This window comes from Lentzea indica (genome assembly GCF_012184385.1).
GTDB lineage: Bacteria > Actinomycetota > Actinomycetes > Mycobacteriales > Pseudonocardiaceae > Lentzea > Lentzea indica.
Genome location: NZ_VSRL01000124.1, coordinates 1 through 26229, shown reverse-complemented (window position 1 = coordinate 26229; position 26229 = coordinate 1). Strand labels below are relative to the sequence as shown.

The window sequence follows — 26229 nt, the reverse complement described above, 5'->3', positions numbered from 1 at the left end:
CGCCGCCGACCTCGCGGACATCCCGGCCCTGCGCGCCGCGGATCCCTCCGAGATCGCCGCGGCGGTGGCGTTCCTGGCATCGCCTCAAGCCTCGTACGTCAACGGCACCGTGCTCACCGTCGACGGCGGCCGCACGGAATTCGCAATCTGAAAGGGACGTCGCGTTGGCCACTTCGGGACCCGACTTCACCATGACCGACTTTCTCGGGGCGCTCACGCACGTGGTGCGGCCGGATGGCGGGCGTCCGTTGGTCGTGCACGACGACGAGCTCGAGACGATCCCGCCGGGCGCGGTGCCGAACCCGACGACGCTGCGGATCGCGGGCAAGCTGCCGACGTCGACGTTCGAGCTGTTCCGCCAGGTGATCCCGCCGGGCGAAAGCTCTGACATGCAACGGCATTACCACGAGACGGTGCACTTCGTGATCTCCGGCGACGGGCACAGCGAGATCCAGTGCGCCGATCCGGACGCGTTTGAGACGGTGACGTGGACGGCAGGCTCGTTCGTCTACACGCCACCGTGGACGTGGCACCGCCACTACAACGACTCCGCCGAGCACCCGGTCGAGTTCCTCACGATCGAGAATTCCCGGCTGCTCGCGCTGTTCGGGCTCGCCCGCAGGCAGAGCGCGGGGCTCGCGACCTTCGGCGAGGCCCGCGCCCGATTCGACACACCAGGGGAGGACCAGTGATTCCCGACCACGTCAGCATCTGGGGCGAACTGTCGCATGTGGACCACGTCGTGCGGCACGTGGACGTCCCGGTGCGCGGCCACACCGTGCGGACCAGGATCCTGCAGGCCGGCGCCGGGCCGGAACTCGTGCTGCTGCACGGCACCGGCGGCCACCTGGAGGCCTACTCGCGCGACATCGCGGGACTGGCGGAGGACTTCCGCGTCACCGCCTACGACATGGTGGGCCACGGCTGGTCCGACCTGCCGGATCTCCCGTACACGATCGACGTGCTGTCCGAGCACCTCGTGGGGCTGCTGGACGCGCTGGACGTGCAGAAGGCGCACCTGTCCGGTGAGTCGCTCGGCGGCTGGGTGGTCGCCTGGGTGGCCGCGCACCACCCGTCCCGTGTCGATCGGCTGGTGCTGAACACTCCTGGCAACATCGCGAACAAACCGGAAGTCATGCAACGCATGCGGGACAGCACGATGGCCGCCGTGCTCGACCCGAGCGAGGAGACCGTGCGGCGACGGGTGGAGTTCCTGTTCCACCACAAGGAAATGGTCACCGACGAGCTGGTGAACCTGCGCCGTCAGGTCTACTCGCGGCCGGGTTTCGTGCAGGCGATCACCAACACGCTGGTGCTGCAGGACCCGGTGGTGCGCAAGGACTTCGCGTGGGATCCGGTGTGGGTGGGGAAGGTCGCGGCGCCGACTTTGCTGCTGTGGACCAGCCACGACCCGACCGGCGGGCTGGGCGAGGCCGAGATGTTGCTGGAGTGGTTGCCGGACGCCCGCCTGCACGTCATCGACGACGCAGGCCATTGGCCGCAGTGGGAAAAGGTCTCCGAGTTCCTCGACACGCACCGCACCTGGTTGTTGCACGGAAAGGATCCCTCCTGATGGCGGAGATCATCGGTTTCGCCGGGATGTCGCACAGCCCGTTCGCGACACTGCTGCCGCCCGAGGAGTTCGGCGGTCCCGGCGGGGCGTTCCTGCGCGACGCGGACCGCGTGCGGCGTGCGGTGGAGGCGCTGGCACCGGACGCGATCGTGGTCATCGGACCGGACCACTTCCACGCCAACTTCTACGACGTGATGCCGCCGTTCGTGCTCGGGGTCGAGGAAGCGGTGGGGTTCGGCGACTTCGGCAGCAGCTCCGGCCCGTTACCGGTCGCACAAACGCTTGCCTGGTCGGCCCACAGCGGCCTGGCCGACGCGGGGTTCGACGTGTCCCTGTCGTACTCGCTGACCGTCGACCACGGCATCGTGCAGAGCTACGAGATGATCACAGGTGGCACGACGCTGCCGCTGGTGCCGCTCGTGGTGAACACGGCCGCGCCTCCGTTGCCGTCGCTGGATCGCTGCGTCGAGCTCGGCAGGGCGCTCGGGGCCGCGTTGCGGTCGTCGGTGTTCCCCGGCCGGGTGCTGGTGGTCGCGAGCGGCGGCTTGTCGCATTGGCTGCCGTCCAACGATCCGCGCGACCCGTCGGTGGTGGGGGAGCGGCGTGAGTCGTTGATCAGAGGGCGGGCGTACGCGAAGGAGTTCGCCGCGGCTCGCGAGCCACGCGTGCGGGCCATGGGAGGCAACCCCGAGGCGCGCGTGAACGCGGTGTGGGACGGGTGGTTCCTCGACCGGCTGTCCGCGGGGGCGGCCGGTGAGATCGCTTCCATCGGGCACGAGGCGCTGGAGGCGCACGCGGGCAGTGGCGGGCACGAGATCCGCTGCTGGCTCATCGGACAGGTCGCCGTCGGGCTGCCGCTGGTGTGGACGAGCTACGAGCCGGTGCCTGAGTGGATCACCGGCATGGGCATCGGGACCACTTTCCCCGTGGTTACCGGGTGAGATCGAGGGCGATGTCGGTGAGCATGTCCTCCTGACCACCCACCAGGCGCCGGCGTCCGGCTTCGAGCAGGAGATCCCGGACGTCGGCGCCGGTGCGTTGGGCGGCGACGGCGGCGTGGCGCAGGAACGAGCCGTACACACCCGCGTAGCCGAGCGTCAGGCTCTCGCGATCGACGCGGACCGGCCGGTCCGGGAGCGGGCGGACGAGATCGTCGGCGGCGTCCTGGAGCGCGAACAGGTCGGCGTTGTGCTGCCAGCCTTGGAGGTTCGCGACGGCGACGAACGGTTCGATCGGGCAGTTGCCCGCGCCGGCACCGAGTCCGGCGAGGGAGGCGTCGACCCTGGTCGCGCCTTCTTCCACCGCTGCAACCGAGTTCGCCACCGCGAGCGAGAGGTTCTCGTGGGCGTGAATGCCGATTTCGGTTTGCTCGTCGAGGACGTCGCGGTAGGCGCGCACTCGGTCGCGCACGTCGTTCGTGAGCAGGCGGCCGCCGGAGTCCGTGACGTACACGCAGTTCGCGCCGTAGGACTCCATCAGTTTCGCCTGGCGTGCGAGTTCTTGTGGCTGTGCCATATGGCTCATCATCAGGAACCCGGACACGTCCATGCCCAGGTCGCGCGCTCCGGCGATGTGCTGGGCGGCGATGTCGGCCTCGGTGCAGTGCGTGGCGACGCGTACCGAGGTGACACCGAGCCCGTGTGCGCGCTTGAGGTCGCTGAGGGTGCCGATGCCCGGCAGCAGCAGCGTGGTGAGTTTGGCGTGGGTCAACGCTTCCGCGGCCGCGGCGATCCAGTCCCAGTCGGTGTGGCTGCCAGGACCGTAGACGAGTGATCCGCCGCTGAGCCCGTCGCCGTGCGCCACCTCGACGGCGTCGACACCGGCGGCGTCCAGGGCCTTGGCGATCTCGGTGACTTTTGCTGGAGTGATGTTGTGGCGCAAGGCATGCATGCCGTCCCTGAGCGTCACGTCCTGAAGGTAGATCTTCATGCCCGCACCACCGCCGCCATCGTTTCCGCGACGCGGAGCGCCGCGCTGGTCATGATGTCCAGGTTGCCCGCGTACGCAGGGAGGTGGTCGGCCGCGCCCTTCACTTCGAGCAGCACGGTGACCTGGTGCGTCACCGGTTCTTCAGTGAGGGTGTGCGGCTGTTGCACGGGGTCGATCTGCACGCGTTGTTTGAGCCGGTAGCCGGGGATGTACGTGGCGACCTCGGCGATCATGTCCTCGATCGAGTCGCGGATCTGTTGGTGGGTCTTGGTGTCCGCCGCGTCGACGAGGGCGAGCACGGTGTCCCGCATGGTGATCGGCGGGTCGGCGGGGTTGAGCACGATGACGGCCTTGCCCCTTTTCGCGCCACCTACCTCGGCGATGGCGTGCGCGGTCGTCTCGGTGAACTCGTCGATGTTCGCGCGGGTGCCTGGTCCTGCCGACCGTGACGCGATCGAGGCGACGATCTCCGCGTACGGCACGGGCGTGATCTTCAGGATCGCGGCGACGATCGGAATCGTGGCCTGGCCGCCGCAGGTGACCATGTTGACGTTCGGCGCGTTGAGGTGTTCGTGCAGGTTCACCGTCGGCACCACCATCGGCCCGATTGCGGCCGGCGTGAGGTCGATGACCCGTTTGCCGTGCGTCGCAAGGACTTCGGCGTTGGCTTGGTGGGCATGAGCGGACGTGGCGTCGAAGACGATCTCGACGTCCGCGAAGCAGGGCATCCTGGTGAGCCCGTCGATGCCTTCCGCGGTAACGGGAACGCCGAGCTTCTCGGCTTTGGCCAGACCGTCCGACGTGGGGTCGATGCCAGCCAAGGCCGCCATTTCCAGTGCGGTGGACCGCTTGAGCACTTTGATGACGAGGTCGGTGCCGATGTTGCCCGACCCGATCACCGCGACCTTCGTGCGCATCACGCCTCCTTCCCGAACGACGCCCGCACCGTGCCGAGCCCGGTGATCGTCGCTTCGACGTGGTCGCCTGCCTGGACGGGGACGACCGGTCCGAGCGCGCCGCTGAGCACGACGTCGCCGGCCTTCAGCGGATCGCCGAGGTGGGCCGCGGTCGTGGCGAGCCACGCGAGTGCGGCCAGCGGATCGCCCATGCAGTCGGCGCCGGTTCCGTTTGAGCGCGGCTCGCCGTTGACGCTGAGCACCATCGACACGTCCCGCGTCACCACGGCACCTGGTTCGTGCTCTGCACCGAGCACGAACAGCCCCGCCGACGCGTTGTCCGCGACCGTGTCGGCGAAGGTGATGTCCCAGCCGCTGATCCGGCTGTCCACGATCTCCAGCGAGGCTCGGACGTACCCCACCGCTTTGGCGACGGTGGCTTCGTCGAACGGCCCGGTGGTGAGGTCCGCGTTCAGCACGAACGCCACCTCCGCCTCCACCCTCGGCTGCAGCAGGCGCGACATCGGCAGCACGTCGCCGTCCTTGAACGCCATGTCGTCCAGCAGCACGCCGAAGTCTGACTGGTCCACGCCCAGCTGACGGCGCACCGCGGTAGAGGTGAGGCCGATCTTGCGCCCGACGACCGTGGCGCCGTCGGCGATCCGGGCGGCGACGTTGCGCTGCTGCACCGCGTAGGCCTCGTCGTCACCGATGAGGTCACGCACAGGCGCACAGGGCACCCGCGTGTTGGCCGCGGTGGCCAGCCGCACTGCCGCCGTGCGGACGGAGTTCTCGTTCATGCCAGCCATGGTGGCGTCGCGGACCGTCTTGTGGGGACTTCTGAGTTCCGCTCACCGGAACTCGATGGCACGATCTGATGATGACCGACGTGCCGAACACCCTGCTGGGCAAGGTGATGTCGGTGCTGAACGCCTTCGGCGCCGACGACGACGAGCTCGGTTTCGCGGAGCTGGGCAGGCGCACCGGGTTGTCCAAGTCGACACTGCACCGCCTGATGGGCGACCTTGTCGACGCCCGGCTGCTCGACCGAGGCCCACGCGGGTACCGCCTCGGCGGCCACCTGTTCCAGCTGGGCATACGGGCGTCCGTCGAACGCCGCCTGGTCGAGGTGGCCATCCCCTACCTGGAAGACCTCTACGAGCGCACCCACGAGACCGTCCACCTCGGACTCCGCGAGGGCCACGAGGTCGTCTACGCCGCCAAGATCGGCGGCCACCGGCAGGCGACGTCACCGTCCCGCCTCGGCGGCCGGATGCCCCTGCACGCCACCGCGATCGGCAAGGCACTGCTCGCCCACGCACCCCCGCAGGTGCGCGCCGAGGTGCTCTCCGCCCCGCTGGACCGCCGGACGCCGCGCACCGTCATCACGCCTGGCTCACTCCGCCGCCAGCTCGCCGCGGTCCGTCAGACGGGCGTGGCCTACGAGTTCGAGGAGTCCAGGGTGGGCCTGGCGTGCGTGGCGTCGCCGGTGCTGGGCCACGACGGCGCCGTCGTGGCCGCGGTCAGCGTCGCCGGGCCGACCACCCGCTTCGATCCCCGTTCGCACGCGGCTTCGGTGCACGCGGCGGCGACGGGCATCGCGCTCACCCTGGTGCGCCGAGCCAACCTGACGACCGGCACCTGACACCTCTGATATCCGATATATCAGCGCCTGGACGTGACCGCAGACCGGCGCCGCGCAGCACGCCGATATATCAGTTATGCAAAAGACGTTTGCGGACGTCCGCAAACGTCTTTTGCATAAGGATGGATAAGTGCAGGTCAGAAGGCCTTCACGTCGAGGTAGGCGCCGAACGTGCCCAGCCAGTGATCAGCCATGTACCCGTGCCCGCCGAACACGTACGTCCACCCGGCCTCGCGGTGCACCGACGAAGCCGTCCGCGCCAGCTCGGTATACCGGTGCCCGGCCGGTAGCGACTCCGCGATCGCCTCCCAGTTCCAGGCGCGCGACAACGCGAGCCCGGCCAGGTGCGAGCCGTACGGATCGCCTGGGTCGTCGACCGGATAGGGCTCGCGCAGGACGCGCCACCGTTCGGATTCGAGCTCGGGCAGGTACGCGTCGAGCCAGTCTCCGAACTCCGCGGTGTTCAGTGCGCGCCGCATCAGGTCGGCCGTCGTCAGCGCGGGGGACAGGAAGTCGGCGGCGTCCGGCTCGAACCCGCCGTACGCGGTCTCGTCCCGGTGCCACCGCAGGGCCGCGTCGACGCACGCCGAAGCCAGCTCGGAGTCCCCGGTCGCCTGTGCGGCGTCGAACACCAGCCCGGTCGCGAACGCGGTGTTGCTGTGCGTGCCGGTCCTGACCGGCAGCCGCGCCGCCGAGATCCACTCCAGCCACCGGTCGCGCAGTACGTCCGCGATCGGGGCCACCGACCAGGGCAGGCCGCTCGTCCGCAGTTCCGCGTCGAGCAGCAGCAGCCACGCCCACCCGTACGGCCGCTCCCAGTACCGTCCCGCCGGCGAGGCGAAGAAGGCGGCCTCGACGGCGCAGTTGTCGTGCGTGATCAGCTTGTCGAGGGTGTCGCCGGCCAGGTCCGCGCCCGTCAGCGACGGGCGCAGGCGCAGTATTCGCACGGCGAGCCACGTCTGATGCACGCACGAGTGCCAGTCGAACGACCCGGCGAACACGGGGTGCAACACCCGCTGCGGCACGAGCCGGTGATCACCGTCGATCACGTGGGTCCAATGCACCGGGTGGTCACGCTGGATGTTGTCGATCGCGATGCCCAGCAGCCGGGTCGCGGTGCTGTCATCCAATCGGGTGGCGTCCATGGCCCACATCATGCAATGCGGCGTCTCAATAGGGCAGAGCCCGATAGTTGACAAGTAACAGACTTCACTCGTGCGGACATCCGAGATGACCTGCGAGCGACTCACCCGGGAACGCGCGCTGAAGAGCTGACAGGCCCGGCAGGGTCTCTCAGTGTGGGACAACTACGATGAGCAGCGTGAACTGGACCGTGGACGTGCCCATCGACACGCTTCCCGAGCTTCCGCCGCTGCCTCCCGAGATGCGCAAGCGCCTGGACGACGCCCTGTCGCGCCCGGCCGCCCAGCAGCCCGAATGGCCCGACGCCGAACAGGTGCGTCGCGTGCGGACCGTGCTCGAGAGCGTGCCGCCGATCACCGTGCCCGCCGAGATCGACCGGCTGCACACGCAACTGGCGCAGGTCGCGAACGGTGAGGCGTTTCTTCTGCAGGGCGGTGACTGCGCGGAGACGTTCGCGGACAACACCGAGCCGCACATCCGCGCGAACATCCGGACCCTGCTGCAAATGGCCGTGGTGCTGACCTACGGCGCGAGCCTGCCGGTGGTGAAGGTCGGCCGCATCGCCGGCCAGTACGCCAAGCCGCGTTCGTCGAACATCGACGCCCTCGGCCTGCCGTCCTACCGCGGCGACATCATCAACTCCCTGGTCGCGACGCCCGAGGCCAGGATCCCCGACCCCGGTCGCATGATCCGCGCCTACGCGAACGCCGGCGCGGCCATGAACCTGCTGCGTGCGCTCACCGGCGCCGGTCTCGCGGACCTGCACCGCGTGCACGACTGGAATCGTGACTTCGTGCGGACCTCGCCCGCGGGCGAGCGCTACGAGGCACTGGCCGGCGAGATCGACCGCGGACTGAAGTTCATGTCGGCGTGCGGCGTCAACGACCAGTCGCTGCACGGCACGGAGATCTTCGCCTCGCACGAGGCGCTGCTCCTCGACTACGAGCGCGCGCTGCTCCGCCTCGACACGACGGGCGACCAGCCGAAGCTGTACGACCTGTCGTCGCACTTCGTGTGGATCGGTGAGCGCACCCGTCAGCTCGACGGCGCGCACATCGCGTTCGCGGAGATGCTGGCGAACCCGATCGGCCTGAAGATCGGCCCGACGACGTCGCCGGAGATGGCCGTCGAGTACGTCGAGCGCCTCGACCCGCGCAACGAGCCGGGCCGCCTGACGCTCATCTCGCGCATGGGCAACCAGAAGGTGCGCGACGTTCTCCCGGCGATCGTCGAGAAGGTCGAAGCCTCCGGCCACAAGGTCATCTGGCAGTGCGACCCGATGCACGGCAACACGCACGAGTCGAGCACCGGCTACAAGACGCGCCACTTCGACCGGATCGTCGACGAGGTCCAGGGCTTCTTCGAGGTGCACCGGCGCCTGGGCACGCACCCCGGCGGCATCCACATCGAGCTCACGGGTGAGGACGTCACCGAGTGCCTCGGCGGCGCCCAGGAGATCTCCGACGACGACCTCGCCGGCCGCTACGAGACGGCGTGCGACCCGCGCCTGAACACGCAGCAGTCGCTCGAGCTCGCGTTCCTCGTCGCGGAGATGCTCCGCTCGTAGCTTTCCTGAAGACGAGCTGAAGAACGAAGGGCCCCGCGTCGAGAACGCGGGGCCCTTCGCTTTGCCCTGATCAGAGGCCGATGATCGTGATCTCGGTACCGCGCTTCACCCGCGTGCGCGGCGGGATCGACTGGTTCACGACGGTCGCGTTGTTGCTCTTGTTGAACTCGACCTTCACCTTCAGGCCGAGCCGTTCGAGCTCCTCCTTGGCCTCGCGCACCTTCTGCCTGGTCACGTCGGGAACCTCGACCTCGCGGTTGCTCTGGAAGAACACGGTGACACGCTTGTTCGCCGTCCCTTCCAGCACGGTGCCCGCGGGCGGATCCGTCCGCACCACGCGCGACTCGTCGCCGTCGGAGGCGTCCTCACCGCTCGCCTCGACCGGTTCCAGCCCGGCGCGCTGCAGCTCCGCGAACGCCTCGTCCTTCGACTTGCCCGTGACGTTCGGCACCGGCCTGCGCGGAGCCGGTCCCTTGCTCAGCACGAGGGTCACCGGGCTGTCGATCTTGAGCGCGGTGCCGGGACGCGGGTCGACCCCCACGACCTTGCCGATCGGCACGGTGTCGTGGAACGCGTCCTTCGTGGGGTCCTTGACCGCCTTCAGGCCCGCGGCCTCGATGTCCTTGGTCGCGGCCTCCACCTCGGCGCCGACGGTGATGAACGGCACCAAGGGCTTGCCGCGTGACACAACGAGCTTCACGGGCTCGTTCTTGCGCAGCTCCGTGTCCTGCCCAGGCTCGGAACGGATGACCTGGCCGTTCGGCACGTCGTCCGACGGCACCTTCTCGATCAGCGTCGTGAGGCCCGCGGTCCGCACCAACTGCACCGCGTTCTGCTCGGACTGCCCGACCACCGCGGGCACCGCCGTCCAGCGGCCCGCGCCGAGATACCAGGAGAACAGGCCGACGATCAGCGCCAGAACGGCGACCACGGATCCCCAGATGATGAAGAGCTTCTTCCTGCGCTTGCGCTCTTCCTCGACCGGGTCGACCTTCGGCTTCTTCTTCTGCGGGGGACGCCGCCGTGGCTGGTCCGGTCGCTGCATCGTGCGCGTACCGGAAATGCCCGGCGGCGGCGTCGGCGGACCGGTGCTGACGGTCGTCATTCCCAGGGGCGTGGCCGGCTTCTGCACCACGGGCCTGGTCGCCTCGGCGGCGGAAGGGGGAGTGGCTCCGACCGCGACAGGAACCGGTCTCATGACGACGGTCCTGTCGTTCTCGGGCGCCGTGCCGGGAACGGGCACCGGCTGAGGCGTCAGCCCCAGCTCCGCACCCACCCGCTCCAGCTCGCTGAGGAACGCGTCGGCGTTCACCGGCCGCAGCGACGGGTCCCGCCGCGTCGCCTTGCGCACCAGCGTGTCGAGGGCCAGCGGGATCTCCGGGACCGACGGGACGTCCGAGTTCACGTGCTGGTAGGCCACTGAGATGGGCGTCTCACCGCGATAGGGCGCCTGACCCGCCAGCATCTCGTAGAGCACGATCCCGGCCGAATAGACGTCACTGCGCGCGTCCGCTGCGCCCGACTCCACCTGTTCGGGTGACAGGTAGGCGACGGTGCCGAGGATCTCGCTGTCGCTCGTGACGCCGTTCTCGGCGATCGCACGGGCCAGCCCGAAGTCCGCCACCTTCACCTGGCCACCGGGCCCGATCAGCACGTTCTCGGGCTTCACGTCGCGGTGCACCAGCCCCGCGCGGTGTGCGGCGCCCAACGCCGACAGCACCGGACCGAGGACGCTCAAGGCGACGGCGGGAGGAAGCTTGCCGCGCTGGTTCAGCAGGTCACGGAGGTTGCCGCCGTCGATCAGCTCCATCACCAGGTACACCTGGTCACCGTCGACGCCCTGGTCGTGCACGGACACCACGGCCGGGTGATGCAACTGCGCCGCGGCACGCGCTTCGCGCTCGAAGCGCGCGACGAACGCGGGGTCCGCCGTGAGGTGCGGATCCATCACCTTGACCGCGACATCACGGTCGAGGCGGGTGTCGCGACCTCGATAGACGGTGGACATGCCGCCGCGCGCGAGCACGGAGTCCACCCGGTAGCGCTGCTCGAGCAGTCCACCCATCACGTTCGAAACCGACCTCTCCACAGTGCGAGATGGTAAAGCTCAGGATGACCCGGTTGGCGGAAGGGCGTTCACAGTTCGGTTATGGCATCGTGACCCCCGTGAGTGCGATTCCTGCCGCTGCGGATGTACTGGCTGCCGACCTGGAGGTTCTTCCTCTCCCCGAGGTGGCCGACCGAATGGGACTTCCGGTCACCCGGGTCCACCAACTGCTGCGCGACGGGCAACTGCTCGCCGAGCGGCGGGACGGCGTCCTCGTCGTTCCCGAAGCGTTCCTCGCCGCTGGAGGCGTCGTAAAGGGTCTGCCCGGCACCATCACGGTGCTGCGCGACCAGGGCTTCTCCACGGACGAGATCCTGCGCTGGCTCTTCACGGAGGACAACAGCCTCCCTGGCACTCCGATCGAAGCATTGCGCGGGGACCGTGGGCGCGAGGTAAAGCGACGCGCGCAAGCCATGGGCTTCTGATTCACCCGATGCAGCGGTTCCAGGCGTCTCCGCAGGCGAGAGACGTCTGGAACCGCTGAACTGGTGCACATGATCACCAAGATTGTGCTCGCCGGCGTCACCGCTGTCGGGCTGCTTCTTTCGCCGGTCGCGGCTGGTGCCGCCCCGGCCGTGCACGCCAAGCCGACCACGCTGGAGCTTGATGCCGGCGGTGCCAAGGTCAAGCTGAAGAAGGGCAACAAGCTCCAGATCAAGGGCAAGCTCGGTGCCCAGGGCGGCGAGCGTCAGCTCACGCTGGGGCTCGACGTGTTCGCCCAGGTCAGGGTCGGTGCGTCGACGTGGACCAACATCTACACCAGCTCCTGCACGCCGAACTCGACGTTCACCGCGAAGCTCAGCATCGACGCGTCCGCTGACCTGCGTCTCTACTTCCCCGGCACGAGCGTCTACGCCTCCGCGACGTCCAACATCGTCGGCGTGGTCGTGATCTAAAGCGGGACTCATCTCGTCATCGCACGCGCGAGCAGTGCCCGGCCGGCGCCGGGCACTGCCACCGCGAGACGTCGGGAGCCCGGCACCGCCACGCGTCGCCACAGGACCTCGCAGCCGACCAGCCCTAGGATGTCGCGATACAGCGTGAACGCAGTCCGCATGCACGGCCGCGCCGACGGCGACAGCATCGCAATCCCCGGCTCGGCCGAGTGATATATCGCATATGAGTGGGCGACGAGGTCGTCGAGCGCCTTTTGCACGCGGTCGTCACCGCGACGGCTTCGCCGACACCATTGCAAGAGGTCGCGGTCGACGCCGTGCGCGCAGAGGACGTCCTGTGGCAGGTACACCCGGCCGCGGTCGAGGTCCTCGCCGACGTCGCGCAGGAAGTTCGTCAGCTGGAACGCCACCCCGAGCCGTGCCGCATACGGTTCGGCGTCCGCGCGGGGCACGACGGTGCCGAGCACCGGCAGCATCTGCAGCCCGATGACCTCCGCCGAGCCGTGCATGTAGACGCCGAGCGCGTCGAGGTCGGCGTACTCGGTGACGTCAAGGTCCATCCGCATCGACGCGAGGAAGTCGGTGAACAGCGACCGGTCGATGTCGTAGCGGCGCATCGTGTCCGCCAGCGCGTGCAGGACCGGGTTCGACGGTTCCCTGTTCTTGATGCAGCTGTCGAGGAGACGCTCCAGCTTGTCGAGCTCGCCTGCCCGGTCCTCGACTCCGGCCGCGTCGACGATCTCGTCGGCCCACCGCGCGAACGCGTACAACGCGTGCACCGCGGGCCGTTGATCGGGCCGTAGCAGCGTGGTCGCCAGGAAGAACGTTTTGCCGTACCGCGCGTTCACACGGCGGCAGGCGGCGTAAGCGGAGCCCAGATCCACTGTGCCGGGGCTCATTCGTAGCGGGTGGACAGGCCGAACGGGTCCGGCTTCACCAGCGACCGCGCCGCGAGTGCCGACACGACCAGGGCGAAGAACAGATAGCCCCACGAGTACAGCGCCGTGTCGCCGTTCGGGAACGTCACCAGCAACAGGAACACCGACGCGACCGACATCGTGACGAGCGCGCCCGTGCTCCACGCGAAGCCCGCGGCGAGCGCCAGCGGCCAGCTGAAGTACCACGGCAGCGTCGCGGGGGAGAGCAGCGCCACGGCCAGCATCGTCAGCGCGCCGCGCCGGATGGCGTCGCGCACCTCACCGTCGCGGGACGCCCACCACTGCGTGTATGCGATCCAGATCAGCACCGCCGAGCCGAGCGCCCGCGCGACGGCGATGAAGATGCCGCCGTCGACGTAGACGAACCAGTTCACGATCATGCGCACGAAGTCGCCGACCGCGCTCGGGATCGACAGCCAGTTGATGATCATCGACGAGCTGCGCAGCGCGGGGATCCAGCCGAGACTCACCCCGGCGACCAACGTGCACGCGAGGAACGCCCCGAGGAACGCCGCCAGGCCGGGCAGCAGCGCCTTGCGGAACTGGGTGCGCTTGTCGCCGTCGAGCCGCGCGGCCCAGATCCAGACGAGGAACGGCACGATCACGACCGCCGTCGCCTTCACCGAGAACGCGAAGGCGAGCAGCACGAAGCCGAGCACGTGCCTGCGGTCGAGCACCAGCAGCACGCCGGCCGCCATCAGCCCGATCATCAACAGGTCGTTGTGCGCGCCGCCGACCAGATGGATCAACAGCAACGGGTTCGCCGCCACCAGCCACAGCGCGATCGACGACTTGCCGCCCAGGTGCCGGCTCAGGCCCGGCAGCGCCCAGCACAGCAGCACGAGCCCGCCCGCGAGCGAGAAGCGCATGGCGACGACGCCGAGGATGACGCTCGCGTCCGTCGCCCACACGATCGCCTTGGCGATGAGGATGAACAGCGGCCCGTACGGCGCGGGCGTGTGCTGCCAGACCCAGCTGACGTTCTCGCTGAGCGTGCTCTGCAGCACGGCGGGCCCGACCGTGTACGGGTCGTAGCCGCTCAGCGCGAGCTGGCCCTGCGCCAGGTAGCTGTAGATGTCCTTGCTGAACAGCGGCGGCGCGAAGAGCAACGGCAACGTCCACACCGTCACCGCGACCAGCACCGCGAAGTCGCCGATCTCACCCCACCGCACGAGCCGGCCGAGCCGGATCCACGCCCAGATGACGAGGCCCAGGCCCAGGTACAGCACCATGCTCGCGAGATCGCGGCCGTGGCCGTAGCGCAGCCAGCTCAGCCCGACCTGGGTGAGCAACGGATCGCGCTCGAGAATCGCGCCCGCACCCATGCCGCCGAGCGCCACCAGCGCCACGCCCAGCAGGCCGAGCATGGTCGTGCGGATGGGGATGGCGTAGGTGTTCGTGCGCACGACTGGTTGAAGCTCCTGTGGAGACACCTCGGAGCTCGTGCGGGGGAGGGACGGAGTTGCTGCCATCGCCCGAACATCGTTGCACAACGCGCGGAAGCGTCAGCAAGCAACGGCCCACACTGGTCACGAGGAGTTAATCAAGCCAGCGCGGACGCGAACGATGATCAACTTCAGAAGGCCCGCTTGGTGGAGCTGATCGCGAAGTCCGGCGAGCTTGGTGGCGGCGGGCTCGGCCACGGGAGCCGCGTCGAGTGCGGCCAGCGCGCGCTTCGTCAGCTCCTCGATGCGCTCCTCGACGGCGTCGACGGCGCCGACCTTCACGAGCGCGCGCCGGACCTCCTCGACGGTGTCGAGGTCGAGGTCGGGCTTGCCCAACGCGATATCCAATATATCGGCGCCGAACTGCATGCCCAGAGCCACGAGCAGCGTGCGCTTGCCCTCGGCGAGGTCGTCGCCCGCGGGCTTGCCGGTGACCTCCGGATCGCCGAACACGCCGAGCAGGTCGTCGCGCAGCTGGAACGCGACGCCGATGTCGGCACCGAACGCCCGCAGCCCGTCGATCAGCTCGGGGGAGCCGCCCGCCATCGCCGCACCCATGTGCAACGGCCGTTCGACGGTGTACGCGGCGGTCTTGAGCCTGTCGATGCGCAGCGCGGCGTCCGGGGACGAGTCGCCCCGCGCCTGCGTCAGCACGTCCAGGTACTGGCCCGCGAGCATCTCGGTGCGCATGTCCCGCCACGGCTCGCTCATCCGGCGCAGCACCTCGGACGGCAGCCCGGCGGCGAAGAGCATGTCGTCCGCCCACGCGAGCGCGATGTCGCCGATCAGGACGGCCGCCGACATGCCGAACCGCTCCGACGAGCCGAGCCAGCTCTGCTCGCGGTGCCGCGAACCGAACGCGATGTGCACGGTCGGCTTGCCCCTGCGCACCGACGAGGCGTCCATCAGATCGTCGTGGATCAGCGCACACGCCTGGATCAGCTCCAGCGAGCTGACCGCCGTGAGCACCTCGTCCGCGAGCTCGCCGTCCGGATCGCCGCCCGCCGCGCGCCAGCCCCACCACGCGTAGGTCGGGCGGATGCGCTTGCCGCCGCCCAGCACGAAGTCGGAGAGCGCGTCCACCGCGCTCGCGAAGCTCGGGTCCATCGACTCGCCGGACGCGCGCCGGGAGGCCAGGTACGTGGTCAACGCTTCTTCGACGTGCTGGGGCAACGCGACGTCGATGGGGTGGTGGGACACACCCCCCATGGTCCGCTGTGTCCGGGGCCACCCGCATGGCGGGGCCCGCGTACCACATGCTGAGCTGATGTCTCACCTAGCGGAAGTACCACTACTGTTGTTCCCATGACGTCGGTGGTGGAACGGCTGCAGGGGCAGTCCCCCAAGTTCTCGGTGGAGTTCCTTCCACCGCGGGACGCCGAGGACGAGAAGATCCTCTGGAAGGCCGTCCGCGAACTGGAAGGCCTCGACCCCGCGTTCGTGTCGATCACCTACGGCGCCGGCGGGTCGCGGCGGGACCGCACGATCCGCGCCACCGGCCGTATCGCGCAGGAGACGACACTGCTGCCGGTCGCTCACCTGACCGCTGTCGACCACTCGGTGGCCGAGCTGCGCAACGTGATCGGCTGGTACGCCGCGATCGGCGTCCGCAACGTCCTCGCGCTGCGCGGCGACCCTCCCGGTGACCCGATGGGCGAGTGGGTCGCGCACCCGGACGGCCTCAACTACGCCGACGAGCTGGTGCGGCTGGTCCGCGAGCTCGGCGACTTCTGCGTGGGTGTGGCGGCGTTCCCGTACGGGCACCCGCGCTCGTCCGACCTCGACACCGACCTGAAGTTCTTGCTGCGCAAGCTCAACGCGGGCGCGGACTACGCGGTGGCGCAGCTGTTCCACTCGCCGGAGCCGTTCCTGCGGATGCGCGACAGGGTGGCGGCCGCGGGCTGCTCGGCGGCGATCCTGCCCGGAATCATGCCGATGCTGTCGCCGCGCGGCCTGTCCAAGATCGTGGAGCTGTCCGGTGCCGACCTGCCGCTGGAGGTCTCGCGCAGGCTGGAGCCGTACGCCGACGACGCCGCGGGTTTCCGCGCCACCGGCATCGACATCGCGACCGAGATGTGCCAGCGGCTGCTCGACGAGGGCGTGCCGGCGCTGCACTTCTACACGATGAACCGGGCGAAGGCGACGCGGGAAGTGCTGGGGCGCTTGGGTTTGGTGACTCGCGCCTAAACCGTCACGTTCCGCTTGTGCGCGATGAGAGCGAGTACGACCACGATCAGCGCCGCACCGCCGGTGAGCCCGGCGACGAGCAGCGCCCAGCCGAGGAACGAGCTGGACTCCTTGCCCGCGTATTGCACGGTGGCCTGGAGCATCGACGCCTGACCGGGTTTCGGAGACCACGCGATCGTGTTGTTCTCCTCCTCACGGCCGTTGGTGTTCACGATCTTGCCGGGGAAGCTGACCTTCACCTGGATGTCCGCGCGTTCCACGGGCACCTGGGTGAGGTCGACCGACCCCGAGAGCGTGACAAGATCACCCGAGCGGCGGAAGTTGAGGCTGTACCGGCTGTTCGACGAGCTGGTGGACATGGCGAGCGTGCGCATCTCGTCGAACGACAGCCCGTTGAAGAACAGCTGCGTGCCCGCGTACGACTCCACCCGGTACGGCTTGGTGGTCACGCGGCTCGTGAGCTCCGGCGGCACCTTGAGCTGGGGGCCGGGGTCGTTGTCCTGCGTTGGCGGCGTGGCCGCGACGATCTCACCCGAGATGCGGTCGTCGTCCGACACGGCCATGGCCGCGTACACGCGAACGCAGCCGCTCAGTGAAAACAGGGTGAGCAGCAGGAAGACCGGCACAAGCAGTGCCCGGGATCGACGCACGGCGGACATCCTGCCAGCACGGTCCAAACGACGCAGGCCCCCCGTTGGTCGTGAGCTTGACTAACTACCTTTTGGTGTCGAGGGTCGCGAGGTAGCGTTTCGCGCCATGGCTTCCGTGCACGACATCAGCAACAAGTACGTCAGCGACTACGTGGCGCTGGACCCCATCACCGCCACCTACCTGGGCTTCGCGGGATCCGATGACCAGCTGACGGACTTCTCGCCGGAGGGGCACGCGGCACGCGACGAACTCGCGACCCGCGCTCTCGCCGGCATCACCGCCGCGGAACCCGCGGATGCCTCGGAAGACGCGGCACGCGCCGTTTTCCTGGAACGAACGGGTCTTGAGCACGAGCTCTACGAGGCCGGCCAGACCGAGTCGTCGTTGAACGTGATCGCGAGCCCGATCCAGTCGGTGCGCGACGTCTTCGACCAGATGCCGACCGACACGCCGGAGGACTGGGTCACGATCGGGCGTCGCCTTTCCGCCGTGCCCGCTGCTCTGGACGGTCTCCGTGCTTCTCTCTCGCACGCTGCTTCCCGTGGTCACGTTTCCGCGCTTCGCCAGGTGACCAAGGTCGCCGATCAGTGCGATGTCTGGGCGTCCACGTTCTTCGCCTCTTTTGTCGCCAAGGCTGACGTTGACGGCTCGGTGCGATCGTCGTTGGACACCGGTGCTGCCGTTGCTTCTTCCGCGTACGCCGAGTTCGCTTCTTTCTTGCGCACGTCCCTGGCTCCCCAGGCGCCCGCGAAGGACGCCGTCGGTGAGGAGCGGTACCGCCTCGGTTCGCGCTACTTCACCGGATCGCGGCTCGACCTGGCCGAGGCCTACGCGTGGGGCTGGGAGGAGTTCCTCGGCATCGAGGCCGAGATGAAGAAGGTCGCGGCCCGGCTGAAGCCCGGCGCGTCGCTGGCGGAGACCGCGGCGTACCTCGACGAGCACCCGCGCTACCAGGTCCACGGCCAGGACGGCTTGCAGGCGTGGATGCAGGAACTGTCCGACAAGGCTCTGCTCGACCTGCGCGACGTGCACTTCGACCTGCCGGACGCGCTGATGAACCTCGAATGCAAGATCGCGCCGCCCGGTGGCGGCGTCGGCGCCTACTACACGCCGCCGACGGCTGACTTCTCACGCCCCGGACGCATGTGGTGGTCGATCGCCGAGGGCAAGACGGTGTTCCCGACGTGGCGCGAGACCTCGACCGTTTACCACGAGGGTGTGCCGGGTCATCACCTCCAGTGCGCGACGGCGGTGTACCAGTCGGAGACGCTGAACGACTTCCAGCGCCTGATGTGCTGGGTGTCGGGTCACGGCGAGGGCTGGGCGCTGTACTCGGAACGCCTCATGCGCGAGCTCGGCTACCTGGACGACGACGGCGACCTGCTCGGCATGCTGGACGCGCACCTGTTCCGCGCGGCCCGCGTGATCATCGACATCGGCATGCACCTGGAGCTCGAGATTCCCACCGGCACGGGCTTCCACCCCGGCGAGCGCTGGACCCCCGAGCTGGGCCTGGAGTTCATGCTGACCAGGACGCTGTCGGAGCCCGCGCACGTCCGCGACGAGATCGACCGCTACCTCGGCTGGCCCGGCCAGGCGCCGGCGTACAAGATCGGTGAGCGCCTGTGGCTGGCCGCCCGTGAGGACGCGCGGGCCCGCAAGGGCGCCGACTTCGACCTCAAGCAGTTCCACAAGGACGCCCTGGAGATGGGCTCGATGGGCCTCGACACCCTGCGTGAACGGCTAGCCGCGCTCTGAGTCGCCTCTCCGGGCAACCCTCTGACCTGCGCTAACTCGCCGGATCAAAAGACGTTTGCGGACGTCCGCAAACGTCTTTTGCATAACTGATATATCGGTGCCCGTAGGGGCACTGCACCTCGGCCCGGCCGAGGCGCTTCATCAACTCGCGAGCAGGTCGAAGTGGAAGCCCGCCACGAACAGGCCGAAGCCGAACCACCTCACGTGGTAGCCGGGCTGCTCACGGTCGAGCAACCACGCCAACGGCCGCAGCACCACGAACCCGAACGTCGCCCCCAGCAGTGACCCGATCAGCGAAACGACGTAGAACGCGAAGCCGGGGACGTAGATGAGGGGCAAGAACACGAGCAACCACGGGTGATCCAGGACCGCCGTCAGCACCCGATCCATCAGGGTGTCACTGACCACCCCGGCGACGACGAAGCCGGCGATCGCCAAGAGCACGAGCAGCTCGACGTTCTCGCTCACGCGGTACCGCTCGCGGAACTCCTCCTGCCGCTTGATCTGCCCAGCACGAGCGGAGCCCGTGCCGACTGCGACAGACCGCGCATCGGCAGACCGCTGAACCAATGCTGCCGGAAGTCCCGCCAGGCGGCGAGCGTGGCGAGCAGTCGTAGCTGCCGCAGTCGTGTGACCGCCACACCGGCCGATCCACGTGCCCACGCCCGCAGCCGCACGGGGCCGACTATGTCCAGCAGTACTACGAGCCCTGCCACGAACTGGGCCGCTTTGCCCGCAGGCCCCTACCACACGAGCGGCAGGCCCCACAGCACAACCTGCTGCATCGACGTGCCCGTGCTCCAGAGCTGCCATGCCTCCCAGAGGCCGACCGACGGCATGCGCACACCCAACCACGGACGTTGATCCGTCGAGACGGTCCGTGCCGCTGTGTCAGCGCGGGTCGGCCCACCGCACGCGCACGCGGTTCGTGATCGGCTCCGGATCGTCGGTCCGCACGAACTCCAGCCACGGTCCCGGCTCCGGCCTCACCGAAGCCCACCCGTCACCGCTGCGCACCACCGGATGCCCTGTCGCCTGAGCCGAAGCCAGCGGATCAGCGGAGTCGACGACCACGGCCGCGATCACCCCGGTGTACTCGGGCCGCGGTTCCAGGACGCAGAACTCGTTGCCCTGCGGATCGCGCAGCACCACCCACGGCACGTCGCGCTGCCCGATGTCGGCGTGCTCGGCGCCCAGTTTCAGGGCGCGCGCCACAATGTCCGCCTGGTGTTCGGGCGACGAAGAGGCCAGGTCGATGTGCACCCGGTTCTTCTCGATCTTCGGAGCGTCGCTCCACACGACCGTCAGCTCGATCTCGTCACCGGCGAACTCGGACCAGAACGCGGCCAGAGCGGGGGGATCGGCTGCGTCGAACGTGATTTCCACGCGTGCGAGGGTACTGTCTCGCGGGTGGCGAAGCTGGTGCTCGGACCGCTCCTCAGGCATGTGAACGAGACGTCCGCGACCGTGTGGGTCGAGACGGACTGCTCGTGCGAAGTCACCATCGCCGGGCACACCGCGCGAACGTTCCAGGTGGGCGACCAGCACTTCGCGCTCGTCAGACTCGAGAACCTCGGCCCGCGCACCGAGTACGACGTCGAGCTCGACCAGGAAACCGTCTGGCCGGAGCCTGACAGCAAGTTCCCCAGGCCGGTCATCCGCACCGGCGAGGTCCGCAGGATCGCCTTCGGGTCCTGCCGTGCCGCGCCGAGCCAGCCGGTCGGACCCGACGCCCTCGACGCGTTCGCGCAACGGCTCATGAACACGCCGGAACGGGACTGGCCGCAAGCGCTGATCCTGTTGGGAGACCAGGTCTACGCCGACGAACCCACCGAGGCCACCAAGCAGTGGCTGCGCGACCACCGGCACGGCACGGAGGAACCCGACGGCGAGGTCGTGCACTTCGGCGAGTACGCCCGCCTCTACCACGAGACCTGGGGCGATCCGGAGATCCGCTGGCTGCTGTCGGTCGTCCCGACGTCGATGATCTTCGACGACCACGACGTGCGTGACGACTGGAACACCTCCGCGGTGTGGCGCAAGGAGATGGAGGGCAAACGCTGGTGGCGCGACAGGATCCGCGGCGCCATCGCCTCCTACTGGGTGTACCAGCACCTCGGCAACCTCGGCCCGGACGAACTGGCCAGGGATCCCTTGTACGCCAAGGTGAAGGCTCAGGGCACGGACGTACTGCCGTTGCTGGAGGAGTTCGCCGAGAAGGCGGACGAAGAGGCAGCGGGCCGCAAGTCCACGTGGTGGAGCTTCCGCCGCGACTTCGGACGCACCAGGCTGCTGATGATCGACACGCGCTGCGGACGCATCCTCGAAGACGGCAAGCGGCAGATGGTCAGCGACGACGAGTTCGAGTGGATCGAGCGCAACACCGAGCACGGCAACGCTGGTGACGACTACGACCACCTGCTGATCGGCTCGTCGCTGCCCTGGCTGATGCCGCACGCGCTCAGCCACTTCCAGTCCCTCAACGAAGTCGGCGCGCGCAAGCCCGGCTGGCAGGGAAAAGCCGCCGAGAAGATCCGGCAGGCGGCCGACCTCGAGCACTGGCCGGCGTTCCGCGAGTCGTTCGACCGGCTGTCCCGCATGATCGAGAAGGCCGCGAACAACGGTGCCGCGACGGTCTGCGTGCTTTCCGGCGACGTCCACCACAGCTATGTCGCCGAAGCCGAGTTCTCCACGCCGACGAACGCCGCGGTCGCGCAGCTCGTGTGCTCGCCGGTGCACAACGAGCCGCCCAATGTGTTCCTGCCGCTCTTCCGGCTGTCGTGGTCCCGCGCCGCCGCGTGGGTGTTCCGCGGCCTCGCGACGCTCGCCGGCGTGCCGAAAGACCTGATGCGCTGGCGCAAGACCAGCGGTCCGCACTTCGGGAACTCCGTGGCACTGCTGGACTTCGACGGCCGCAGCGCCCGCTACCGGCTGGTGTCGGCAACGGGCGGCGAGACGGCCTCGGTGCTACTTGGTCGCGAGCCGCAGTAACGCCCACAGCTGCGCGATCGCGTCGTGGTCGCCGACCACCTCGACCATCCGGTCGGGCAGCCGTCCCCACAGCCAGCGGTACATCGTCATCGGGTTCGCCGACACCTGCGCGTCGGCGACGTGCGCGTCCTCCGGGTTGACGACACGCCACGCCGACGCGCCGCGCGGACCGCAGCGCGTGAGCCACAGGTGGTCCTCGACCTGATGGTGACCAGGCTGTCCCGCGAGCCCCGCACCCCGAGCACGTCCAGCTTGTGCCCCAGCCACAACGCGAGCACCTCGTCGACGCCGTCGATCGCGACCTCGTCGGTGACCGCGCCGACCTCCATGCCCGCCGCGCCCTGGACGTCCATGCGGTGCAACGTGGTCTCGTGCGCGAGCCGCCGTCGCCAGAACCCGTAGTTCTGTTGATCAGGCCACCACGTCGCGCACGGTTCGTCCTCCTCGTGCGCGCCGAGCTCCGCGAGCACGGCCTCCGCGCCCGACCGCATGAATTCCAGCGGGTCCTCGTCTTCCTCCGGATAGTCCTGCCACTCCCCGGCCTGGGGCTCGCGGCCGAGCCTGATCCACTCCAGCGCGCTGCGGTAGCCGCTGCCGACGTGCCGCACGGTCTCCCCGAGGTTGAGCCCCGGGCAGGCGGGCACGCCCTTGTGCGGTGGCTGGCCGATCGCGGACATGGCGAGCAGTTCTGCCTCACGACGCAAGATGTCGAGCGAGTTCACCGCCTCGCCTCATTCATCACGCGGTCGACGAGCGCCACGAACTGACCGGTCTGACGCACCAGGTCGTCTGCCGTGCGTGCGTTGACGTGCCTGGTGATGCCCGCGAGCACCGCGGCTCGCGTGGACGACCACGACGCGAAGAAAGCGGCCCACTCACTCATTTCCGGCGCGATCGAGGCGAGCAGCACCCACGCGCTGGTCGGTTTCGACCGTCCGCGATGGGGCCTTCCACGTAACGCGAGCACCGCGGCGGCAGCACGCAACGCGGCGAGGTAGGCGGTCGCGAACCGCTCCGGCGGCTCCGGCGTGCGTTCGGACTCGGCGAGCGAGTCGCGGGCCTGCCTCAGCAGCGCGAGCGCGGACGCGGGTGGCAACGGGACGGGGAAGGCTGCCGGATTCGAAATCTCAGCTGTCATCTCGGCCTCCTCGTGGCGTCGGTGAACGACGTCTCCGCCGAGGGGAAGCCGGCGGCTCTCGGAGGTGGGGTGCTTCCCCCACCCCACCTCCGAGGCATGGTGAGACTCGAACACATGTTCGAATCCCTCTCAGCGTAGCTCCCGGCCGATGGATTCCTCAACCCGCCCCACCACGTGGGCGCCAGTCGTGGTCTGATGGTGATGTGAGTGCGCTCGAACACCCCGGAATCCGCAAGGTCGCGGAAGCCCTGCCACCCGGTACCTCCGAACGCATCGTCGTACTGCCGGACGCGGTACGGACCGCGGCTGCCGCGGCGGAGGCGGTGGGCGTCCAGGTCGGCGCGATCGCGAACAGCCTGCTCTTCGCGGCGGTGCGCGACGGCGTGGCGGCCCCGCTGCTGGTGCTGACCTCGGGTGCGCACCGTGCGGACACGTCGATGCTGGCCGAGCTGGTGGGCGCGGACGCGGTGAAGCGCGCCGACCCGGAGTTCGTGCGCGAGCACACGGGTCAGGTGATCGGTGGTGTGTCGCCGGTCGGGCACCCCGCGCCGATCGAGACCGTGGTGGACAGGGCGCTGTCCGGCTACGAGGAGATCTGGGCGGCCGCGGGACATCCGCACGCCGTGTACCCCACGACCTTCGCGGACCTGGTGGCACTGACGGGCGGTCGAGTGGCGGTGGTGTCGGCATGACGGCGTCGCCTCGCCTGGAGCGCATCGTCGAGATGACCGCCGCGGAGCTGAACGTGCGGCTGGGCGAAGCGCTTGCGCTGTACGTGACCGCGATGAACTACCCGCCCGGCACCGTCGAGCAGCGCGCCCCGATGTGGCTCGCGCACATGATGCGCGAAGACTGGCGCTGCGTCGTGGCGCTGGGGGAGCAGGACGAGCTCGTCGGCATCGGCTACGGCTATCGCGGCGCCGCCGGTCAGTGGTGGCACGAGCAGGTGCGGCGCGGGCTGATGGCCGTCGCGCCGCCCACCGTCGTCGAGGACTGGCTCACCGACTACTTCGAGCTGACCGAACTGCACGTGCTGCCGCGCGCGCAAGGCCGCGGCCTTGGCGAAGACCTGTTGCGCCGGCTGATGGAGGGCGTGCCGTCGTCCCGCGTGCTGCTGTCCACGCCTGAAGGTCCGAGCAAGGCGTGGAGGCTGTACCGGCGCGTCGGCTTCGTCGACGTGTTGCGGCACTACCAGTTCACCGGCGACCCGCGCCCGTTCGCGGTGCTCGGTCGCGTGCTGCCCATCGTTTAGCTCACCCAGAACCACACCGGCTCCCGAACTGCGACGTGGCTCGGGAGTTTTCGTGCTGCTCAAAGGCCGTGCTGTTCAACGGCAGGGGTTGCGATCACCCGGTACCAGACCTACGCTCACCAATATGCAATATATTGGATATGGGTCGCTGAAGGAGCGGGCCGCCGCCGAGATCAGGTCGGCGATCGTGCGCGGCGACCTGGAACCGGGCACCGCCATCAAGGACGTCGAACTGGCGGAGAAGCTCGGTCTCTCCCGCACCCCGGTGCGTGAGGCGCTCGCCACGCTGACCGACGAGGGCCTCGTCGAGACGAAGCCGCACGCGTACACCCGTGTCACCGCGCTGGAAGCGGAGCCGGTGCGCGATGCTCTCGTTGTCGTGCAGTCGATGCACGCCCTTGCCATCGGCCTGGCAGTGCCGAAGATGACGGCTGAGGACATCGCCGCGATGCGTGCCGCGAACAAGGCCTTCAAGAAGGCGCTTGACGCCAACGACGCCGTCGCCGCGCTGGCCGCCGACGACGAGTTCCACGCGGTGGCCGTCCACCGCTGCGACAACTTCGCGATCGCCGCGACCATCGACCGTTTCACCCCGCTGGTCCGGAGGGTCGAGCACAGCCGCTTCTCCTCGCCGAACGCCCGCCACTCCGTCACGCAGCACCAGCAGATCATCGAGGCCTGCGAGCAGGGCGACGACCAGCTGGCCGCCACCCTGGTCGACAAGAACTGGGGCACGCTCGGGGAGGAACTGTGAACAGGTTCCCGCTCCTCTTCGGTCCCTCCCCGGTTCACCGCCTGGACCGCCTGACGACCCACCTCGGCGGCGCCGCGGTCTGGGCGAAGCGCGAGGACTGCAACTCCGGCCTCGCCTACGGCGGCAACAAGACCCGCAAGCTCGAGTATCTCGTCGCCGACGCGCTGGCCACCGGCTGCGACACCCTCGTGTCGATCGGCGGAATCCAGTCCAACCACACCCGTCAGGTGGCCGCCGCGGCGGCGCGAGCGGGCCTGAAAGCCGTGCTGGTGCAGGAAAGCTGGGTCGACTGGACCGACGTGGGCAGCGACCGGGTGGGCAACATCCTGCTCAGCCGCATGATGGGAGCCGACGTCCGCCTGGTGAACGCCGAGTTCGGCATCGGCGTCAAACCCGCCTGGGAACAGGCGATCGAGGACGTTCGCGCCTCCGGTGGCAAGCCCTACCCGATCCCCGCCGGGGCCTCCGACCACCCGCTGGGCGGCATGGGCTTCGCGACGTGGGCGGACGAGGTCCGCCAGCAGGAAGCCCAGCTGGGCGTCTTCTTCGACACCATCATCGTCTGCTCGGTCACCGGCAGCACCCAGGCCGGCATGGTCGCCGGTTTCGCGAACGACTCGAACCGCCGCGTGCTGGGCATCGATGCCTCCGCCAAGCCGGTCGAGACCCTCGACCAGATCACCCGCATCGCGCACAACACCGCCAAGCTCCGCGAGGTCACGGTGTCCGAAGAGGACATCCTCCTCGACGACCGCTTCCACGCCGGCACCTACGGCATCGCCGACGAGTCCACGGTGGACGCCATGCGCCTGGGCGCCGGCCTCGAAGGCATGATCACCGACCCGGTCTACGAGGGAAAGTCGTTGGCAGGACTCATCCACCTGGTGTCGTCGGGTGAGATCGACCGCGACTCCACGGTCCTCTACGCCCACCTCGGTGGCCAGCCCGCCCTGAACGCCTACAGCTCCCTCTTCCCCAGGTAGAGCAGGATCAGGCGCGCAGGCGCAATCCCTTCGGAGTGGCGCGGAAACCCGCTTCCTGCAGGACCGTCGCCAGGTGCGAGGTCAGGGCGACCTCGCCGTCGGCTCGCTGGACCGCCAGCTGGCCCAGCCAGCCGTCGCGGACAGCCCGGCTCAGGGCGTTCGCGGCGGTGCGCAGGGTCGGGTCGTCGTCGGTGAACGAGAGCAGGGACTTGCCGCCCCGCTCGACGTAGAGCGCCGGGGTGCCGTCGACCAGCACCGCCAGCGCACCGGCCTTGCGGGCAGGACGGTGTTTGCCCTCGCCCAGCGGATCCGGCCACGGGAGGGCGGCGCCGTACGGCTGGGCCGGGTCGGCGGCGGCGAGCACCACGGCGTCCTG

At 69.0% G+C, this 26229-nt stretch carries 30 protein-coding genes; 15 read left to right on the top strand and 15 right to left on the bottom strand.

Translation table 11 applies throughout. From position 1 onward, the window contains the following. Nucleotides 1–19: 19 nt before the first annotated feature. Genes FXN61_RS28860 through FXN61_RS28845 form a run of 4 tightly spaced genes read left to right on the top strand, consistent with a single transcriptional unit; the run spans nucleotide 20 to nucleotide 2514 of the window. Complete coding sequence (locus FXN61_RS28860; RefSeq protein WP_376770761.1) at nucleotides 20–151, top strand: SDR family oxidoreductase; 132 nt, start codon at nucleotides 20–22, stop codon at nucleotides 149–151. 13 nt (nucleotides 152–164) lie between these two features. Beyond that, nucleotides 165–692: a cupin domain-containing protein gene (locus FXN61_RS28855; protein ID WP_167977154.1), complete on the top strand. Its 528-nt coding sequence runs from the start codon at nucleotides 165–167 to the stop codon at nucleotides 690–692. Further along, nucleotides 689–1573, top strand: a complete 885-nt coding sequence (locus FXN61_RS28850) for an alpha/beta fold hydrolase (RefSeq protein WP_312878063.1) — start codon at nucleotides 689–691, stop codon at nucleotides 1571–1573. The genes FXN61_RS28855 and FXN61_RS28850 overlap by 4 nt, the downstream gene beginning before the upstream one ends. Next, the gene (locus FXN61_RS28845; protein ID WP_167977153.1) at nucleotides 1573–2514 is read left to right on the top strand and encodes a DODA-type extradiol aromatic ring-opening family dioxygenase; all 942 of its coding nucleotides are present in this window, start codon (nucleotides 1573–1575) and stop codon (nucleotides 2512–2514) included. Before FXN61_RS28850 ends, FXN61_RS28845 begins: the two co-directional genes overlap by 1 nt. Here FXN61_RS28845 and dmpG read toward each other — a convergent pair. Genes dmpG through FXN61_RS28830 form a run of 3 tightly spaced genes read right to left on the bottom strand, consistent with a single transcriptional unit; the run spans nucleotide 2504 to nucleotide 5198 of the window. Beyond that, on the bottom strand, nucleotides 2504–3502 hold the full coding sequence (gene dmpG / locus FXN61_RS28840) for a 4-hydroxy-2-oxovalerate aldolase (RefSeq protein ID WP_167977152.1): 999 nt from the start codon (nucleotides 3500–3502) through the stop codon (nucleotides 2504–2506). The two genes, FXN61_RS28845 and dmpG, sit on opposite strands and share 11 nt — an antisense overlap. Then, nucleotides 3499–4419: an acetaldehyde dehydrogenase (acetylating) gene (locus tag FXN61_RS28835; RefSeq protein WP_188135584.1), complete on the bottom strand. Its 921-nt coding sequence runs from the start codon at nucleotides 4417–4419 to the stop codon at nucleotides 3499–3501. Before FXN61_RS28835 ends, dmpG begins: the two co-directional genes overlap by 4 nt. Beyond that, entirely contained in the window at nucleotides 4419–5198 is a 780-nt protein-coding gene (locus FXN61_RS28830) for a 2-keto-4-pentenoate hydratase (RefSeq protein WP_223165641.1), read from the bottom strand. The genes FXN61_RS28835 and FXN61_RS28830 overlap by 1 nt, the downstream gene beginning before the upstream one ends. 80 nt (nucleotides 5199–5278) lie before the next feature. On the opposite strand from FXN61_RS28830, the gene FXN61_RS28825 reads away from it, so the two are divergent. Then, nucleotides 5279–6043: an IclR family transcriptional regulator gene (locus tag FXN61_RS28825; protein WP_167977157.1), complete on the top strand. Its 765-nt coding sequence runs from the start codon at nucleotides 5279–5281 to the stop codon at nucleotides 6041–6043. Nucleotides 6044–6180: 137 nt separating this feature from the next. Here the strand turns inward: FXN61_RS28825 and FXN61_RS28820 are convergent, their stop codons facing one another. Then, the gene (locus tag FXN61_RS28820; RefSeq protein WP_167977149.1) at nucleotides 6181–7188 is read right to left on the bottom strand and encodes a DUF2891 domain-containing protein; all 1008 of its coding nucleotides are present in this window, start codon (nucleotides 7186–7188) and stop codon (nucleotides 6181–6183) included. Between the two features lie 176 nt (nucleotides 7189–7364). Here FXN61_RS28820 and FXN61_RS28815 point away from each other — a divergent pair, with 176 nt between their 5' ends. After that, a complete protein-coding gene (locus FXN61_RS28815; protein WP_167977148.1) occupies nucleotides 7365–8753 on the top strand; it encodes a class II 3-deoxy-7-phosphoheptulonate synthase in 1389 nt (462 codons plus the stop codon). A gap of 70 nt (nucleotides 8754–8823) precedes the next feature. Here the strand turns inward: FXN61_RS28815 and pknB are convergent, their stop codons facing one another. Beyond that, nucleotides 8824–10842 (bottom strand): Stk1 family PASTA domain-containing Ser/Thr kinase, encoded by a 2019-nt coding sequence (gene pknB / locus FXN61_RS28810; RefSeq protein WP_167977147.1) that lies wholly within the window; start codon nucleotides 10840–10842, stop codon nucleotides 8824–8826. Between the two features lie 77 nt (nucleotides 10843–10919). Here pknB and FXN61_RS28805 point away from each other — a divergent pair, with 77 nt between their 5' ends. Together FXN61_RS28805 and FXN61_RS28800 are read left to right on the top strand one after the other, a co-directional pair. After that, on the top strand, nucleotides 10920–11285 hold the full coding sequence (locus FXN61_RS28805) for an Rv2175c family DNA-binding protein (protein ID WP_312878062.1): 366 nt from the start codon (nucleotides 10920–10922) through the stop codon (nucleotides 11283–11285). Between the two features lie 69 nt (nucleotides 11286–11354). Further along, on the top strand, nucleotides 11355–11756 hold the full coding sequence (locus FXN61_RS28800) for a hypothetical protein (RefSeq protein WP_167977146.1): 402 nt from the start codon (nucleotides 11355–11357) through the stop codon (nucleotides 11754–11756). An 8-nt stretch (nucleotides 11757–11764) separates the two neighbouring features. Here FXN61_RS28800 and FXN61_RS28795 read toward each other — a convergent pair whose 3' ends face one another. The 3 genes from FXN61_RS28795 to FXN61_RS28785 all read right to left on the bottom strand — a co-directional run bounded on the left by FXN61_RS28795 (nucleotide 11765) and on the right by FXN61_RS28785 (nucleotide 15348). Continuing rightward, a complete protein-coding gene (locus FXN61_RS28795; RefSeq protein WP_167977145.1) occupies nucleotides 11765–12655 on the bottom strand; it encodes a phytoene/squalene synthase family protein in 891 nt (296 codons plus the stop codon). Further along, nucleotides 12652–14100: a polyprenol phosphomannose-dependent alpha 1,6 mannosyltransferase MptB gene (gene mptB / locus FXN61_RS28790; RefSeq protein ID WP_312878061.1), complete on the bottom strand. Its 1449-nt coding sequence runs from the start codon at nucleotides 14098–14100 to the stop codon at nucleotides 12652–12654. Before mptB ends, FXN61_RS28795 begins: the two co-directional genes overlap by 4 nt. A 123-nt stretch (nucleotides 14101–14223) precedes the next feature. Beyond that, on the bottom strand, nucleotides 14224–15348 hold the full coding sequence (locus FXN61_RS28785; protein WP_167977143.1) for a polyprenyl synthetase family protein: 1125 nt from the start codon (nucleotides 15346–15348) through the stop codon (nucleotides 14224–14226). A 96-nt stretch (nucleotides 15349–15444) separates the two neighbouring features. Here FXN61_RS28785 and metF point away from each other — a divergent pair, with 96 nt between their 5' ends. Next, the gene (metF, locus tag FXN61_RS28780) at nucleotides 15445–16326 is read left to right on the top strand and encodes a methylenetetrahydrofolate reductase [NAD(P)H] (RefSeq protein ID WP_167977142.1); all 882 of its coding nucleotides are present in this window, start codon (nucleotides 15445–15447) and stop codon (nucleotides 16324–16326) included. On the opposite strand, the gene FXN61_RS28775 is transcribed toward metF, so the two are convergent. After that, nucleotides 16323–16985 (bottom strand): DUF3153 domain-containing protein, encoded by a 663-nt coding sequence (locus FXN61_RS28775; protein WP_188135581.1) that lies wholly within the window; start codon nucleotides 16983–16985, stop codon nucleotides 16323–16325. The two genes, metF and FXN61_RS28775, sit on opposite strands and share 4 nt — an antisense overlap. A 97-nt stretch (nucleotides 16986–17082) precedes the next feature. Here FXN61_RS28775 and FXN61_RS28770 point away from each other — a divergent pair, with 97 nt between their 5' ends. Next, nucleotides 17083–18735, top strand: a complete 1653-nt coding sequence (locus FXN61_RS28770) for a DUF885 domain-containing protein (RefSeq protein WP_167977140.1) — start codon at nucleotides 17083–17085, stop codon at nucleotides 18733–18735. Between the two features lie 141 nt (nucleotides 18736–18876). Here FXN61_RS28770 and FXN61_RS28765 read toward each other — a convergent pair whose 3' ends face one another. The 3 genes from FXN61_RS28765 to FXN61_RS28755 all read right to left on the bottom strand — a co-directional run bounded on the left by FXN61_RS28765 (nucleotide 18877) and on the right by FXN61_RS28755 (nucleotide 20121). Then, nucleotides 18877–19203, bottom strand: coding sequence for a hypothetical protein (locus FXN61_RS28765; RefSeq protein ID WP_167977139.1), 327 nt, complete (start codon nucleotides 19201–19203; stop codon nucleotides 18877–18879). Beyond that, the gene (locus tag FXN61_RS28760) at nucleotides 19200–19451 is read right to left on the bottom strand and encodes a hypothetical protein (RefSeq protein WP_167977138.1); all 252 of its coding nucleotides are present in this window, start codon (nucleotides 19449–19451) and stop codon (nucleotides 19200–19202) included. The genes FXN61_RS28765 and FXN61_RS28760 overlap by 4 nt, the downstream gene beginning before the upstream one ends. A gap of 175 nt (nucleotides 19452–19626) precedes the next feature. Continuing rightward, on the bottom strand, nucleotides 19627–20121 hold the full coding sequence (locus tag FXN61_RS28755) for a VOC family protein (RefSeq protein ID WP_312878060.1): 495 nt from the start codon (nucleotides 20119–20121) through the stop codon (nucleotides 19627–19629). Between the two features lie 24 nt (nucleotides 20122–20145). On the opposite strand from FXN61_RS28755, the gene FXN61_RS28750 reads away from it, so the two are divergent. Next, entirely contained in the window at nucleotides 20146–21726 is a 1581-nt protein-coding gene (locus tag FXN61_RS28750) for an alkaline phosphatase D family protein (protein WP_167977136.1), read from the top strand. A gap of 86 nt (nucleotides 21727–21812) precedes the next feature. Here the strand turns inward: FXN61_RS28750 and FXN61_RS28745 are convergent, their stop codons facing one another. After that, nucleotides 21813–22448, bottom strand: coding sequence for a maleylpyruvate isomerase N-terminal domain-containing protein (locus FXN61_RS28745; RefSeq protein WP_312878059.1), 636 nt, complete (start codon nucleotides 22446–22448; stop codon nucleotides 21813–21815). After that, a complete protein-coding gene (locus FXN61_RS28740) occupies nucleotides 22445–22864 on the bottom strand; it encodes an SAV_6107 family HEPN domain-containing protein (RefSeq protein WP_167977135.1) in 420 nt (139 codons plus the stop codon). The genes FXN61_RS28745 and FXN61_RS28740 overlap by 4 nt, the downstream gene beginning before the upstream one ends. 203 nt (nucleotides 22865–23067) lie before the next feature. On the opposite strand from FXN61_RS28740, the gene FXN61_RS28735 reads away from it, so the two are divergent. The 4 genes from FXN61_RS28735 (at nucleotide 23068) to FXN61_RS28720 (ending at nucleotide 25853) form a co-directional block, all read left to right on the top strand. Continuing rightward, nucleotides 23068–23556 carry a YbaK/EbsC family protein gene (locus FXN61_RS28735; protein ID WP_167977134.1) on the top strand — a complete coding sequence of 163 codons (489 nt, stop codon included), beginning with the start codon at nucleotides 23068–23070 and terminating at the stop codon, nucleotides 23554–23556. Beyond that, nucleotides 23553–24116: a GNAT family N-acetyltransferase gene (locus tag FXN61_RS28730; protein WP_167977133.1), complete on the top strand. Its 564-nt coding sequence runs from the start codon at nucleotides 23553–23555 to the stop codon at nucleotides 24114–24116. The genes FXN61_RS28735 and FXN61_RS28730 overlap by 4 nt, the downstream gene beginning before the upstream one ends. A gap of 124 nt (nucleotides 24117–24240) precedes the next feature. Then, the gene (locus tag FXN61_RS28725) at nucleotides 24241–24870 is read left to right on the top strand and encodes a GntR family transcriptional regulator (protein WP_167977132.1); all 630 of its coding nucleotides are present in this window, start codon (nucleotides 24241–24243) and stop codon (nucleotides 24868–24870) included. Next, nucleotides 24867–25853, top strand: a complete 987-nt coding sequence (locus tag FXN61_RS28720; protein WP_167977131.1) for a 1-aminocyclopropane-1-carboxylate deaminase — start codon at nucleotides 24867–24869, stop codon at nucleotides 25851–25853. The genes FXN61_RS28725 and FXN61_RS28720 overlap by 4 nt, the downstream gene beginning before the upstream one ends. Nucleotides 25854–25860: 7 nt before the next feature. Here the strand turns inward: FXN61_RS28720 and FXN61_RS28715 are convergent. Further along, a partial coding sequence (locus tag FXN61_RS28715) for a hypothetical protein (RefSeq protein WP_167977130.1) occupies nucleotides 25861–26229 on the bottom strand: 369 nt, incomplete at its 5' end.

Coding starts and splice junctions, on each gene's coding strand:
- dmpG (WP_167977152.1), bottom strand. CDS start 3,502: ATGAAGATCTACCTTCAGGACGTGACGCTCAGGGACGGCATGCATGCC.
- FXN61_RS28825 (WP_167977157.1), top strand. CDS start 5,279: ATGACCGACGTGCCGAACACCCTGCTGGGCAAGGTGATGTCGGTGCTG.
- FXN61_RS28730 (WP_167977133.1), top strand. CDS start 23,553: ATGACGGCGTCGCCTCGCCTGGAGCGCATCGTCGAGATGACCGCCGCG.
- FXN61_RS28835 (WP_188135584.1), bottom strand. CDS start 4,419: ATGCGCACGAAGGTCGCGGTGATCGGGTCGGGCAACATCGGCACCGAC.
- metF (WP_167977142.1), top strand. CDS start 15,445: ATGACGTCGGTGGTGGAACGGCTGCAGGGGCAGTCCCCCAAGTTCTCG.
- FXN61_RS28800 (WP_167977146.1), top strand. CDS start 11,355: ATGATCACCAAGATTGTGCTCGCCGGCGTCACCGCTGTCGGGCTGCTT.
- FXN61_RS28785 (WP_167977143.1), bottom strand. CDS start 15,348: ATGGGGGGTGTGTCCCACCACCCCATCGACGTCGCGTTGCCCCAGCAC.
- FXN61_RS28740 (WP_167977135.1), bottom strand. CDS start 22,864: ATGACAGCTGAGATTTCGAATCCGGCAGCCTTCCCCGTCCCGTTGCCA.
- FXN61_RS28845 (WP_167977153.1), top strand. CDS start 1,573: ATGGCGGAGATCATCGGTTTCGCCGGGATGTCGCACAGCCCGTTCGCG.
- FXN61_RS28770 (WP_167977140.1), top strand. CDS start 17,083: ATGGCTTCCGTGCACGACATCAGCAACAAGTACGTCAGCGACTACGTG.
- FXN61_RS28820 (WP_167977149.1), bottom strand. CDS start 7,188: ATGGACGCCACCCGATTGGATGACAGCACCGCGACCCGGCTGCTGGGC.
- FXN61_RS28795 (WP_167977145.1), bottom strand. CDS start 12,655: ATGAGCCCCGGCACAGTGGATCTGGGCTCCGCTTACGCCGCCTGCCGC.
- FXN61_RS28830 (WP_223165641.1), bottom strand. CDS start 5,198: ATGAACGAGAACTCCGTCCGCACGGCGGCAGTGCGGCTGGCCACCGCG.
- FXN61_RS28775 (WP_188135581.1), bottom strand. CDS start 16,985: ATGTCCGCCGTGCGTCGATCCCGGGCACTGCTTGTGCCGGTCTTCCTG.
- FXN61_RS28725 (WP_167977132.1), top strand. CDS start 24,241: ATGCAATATATTGGATATGGGTCGCTGAAGGAGCGGGCCGCCGCCGAG.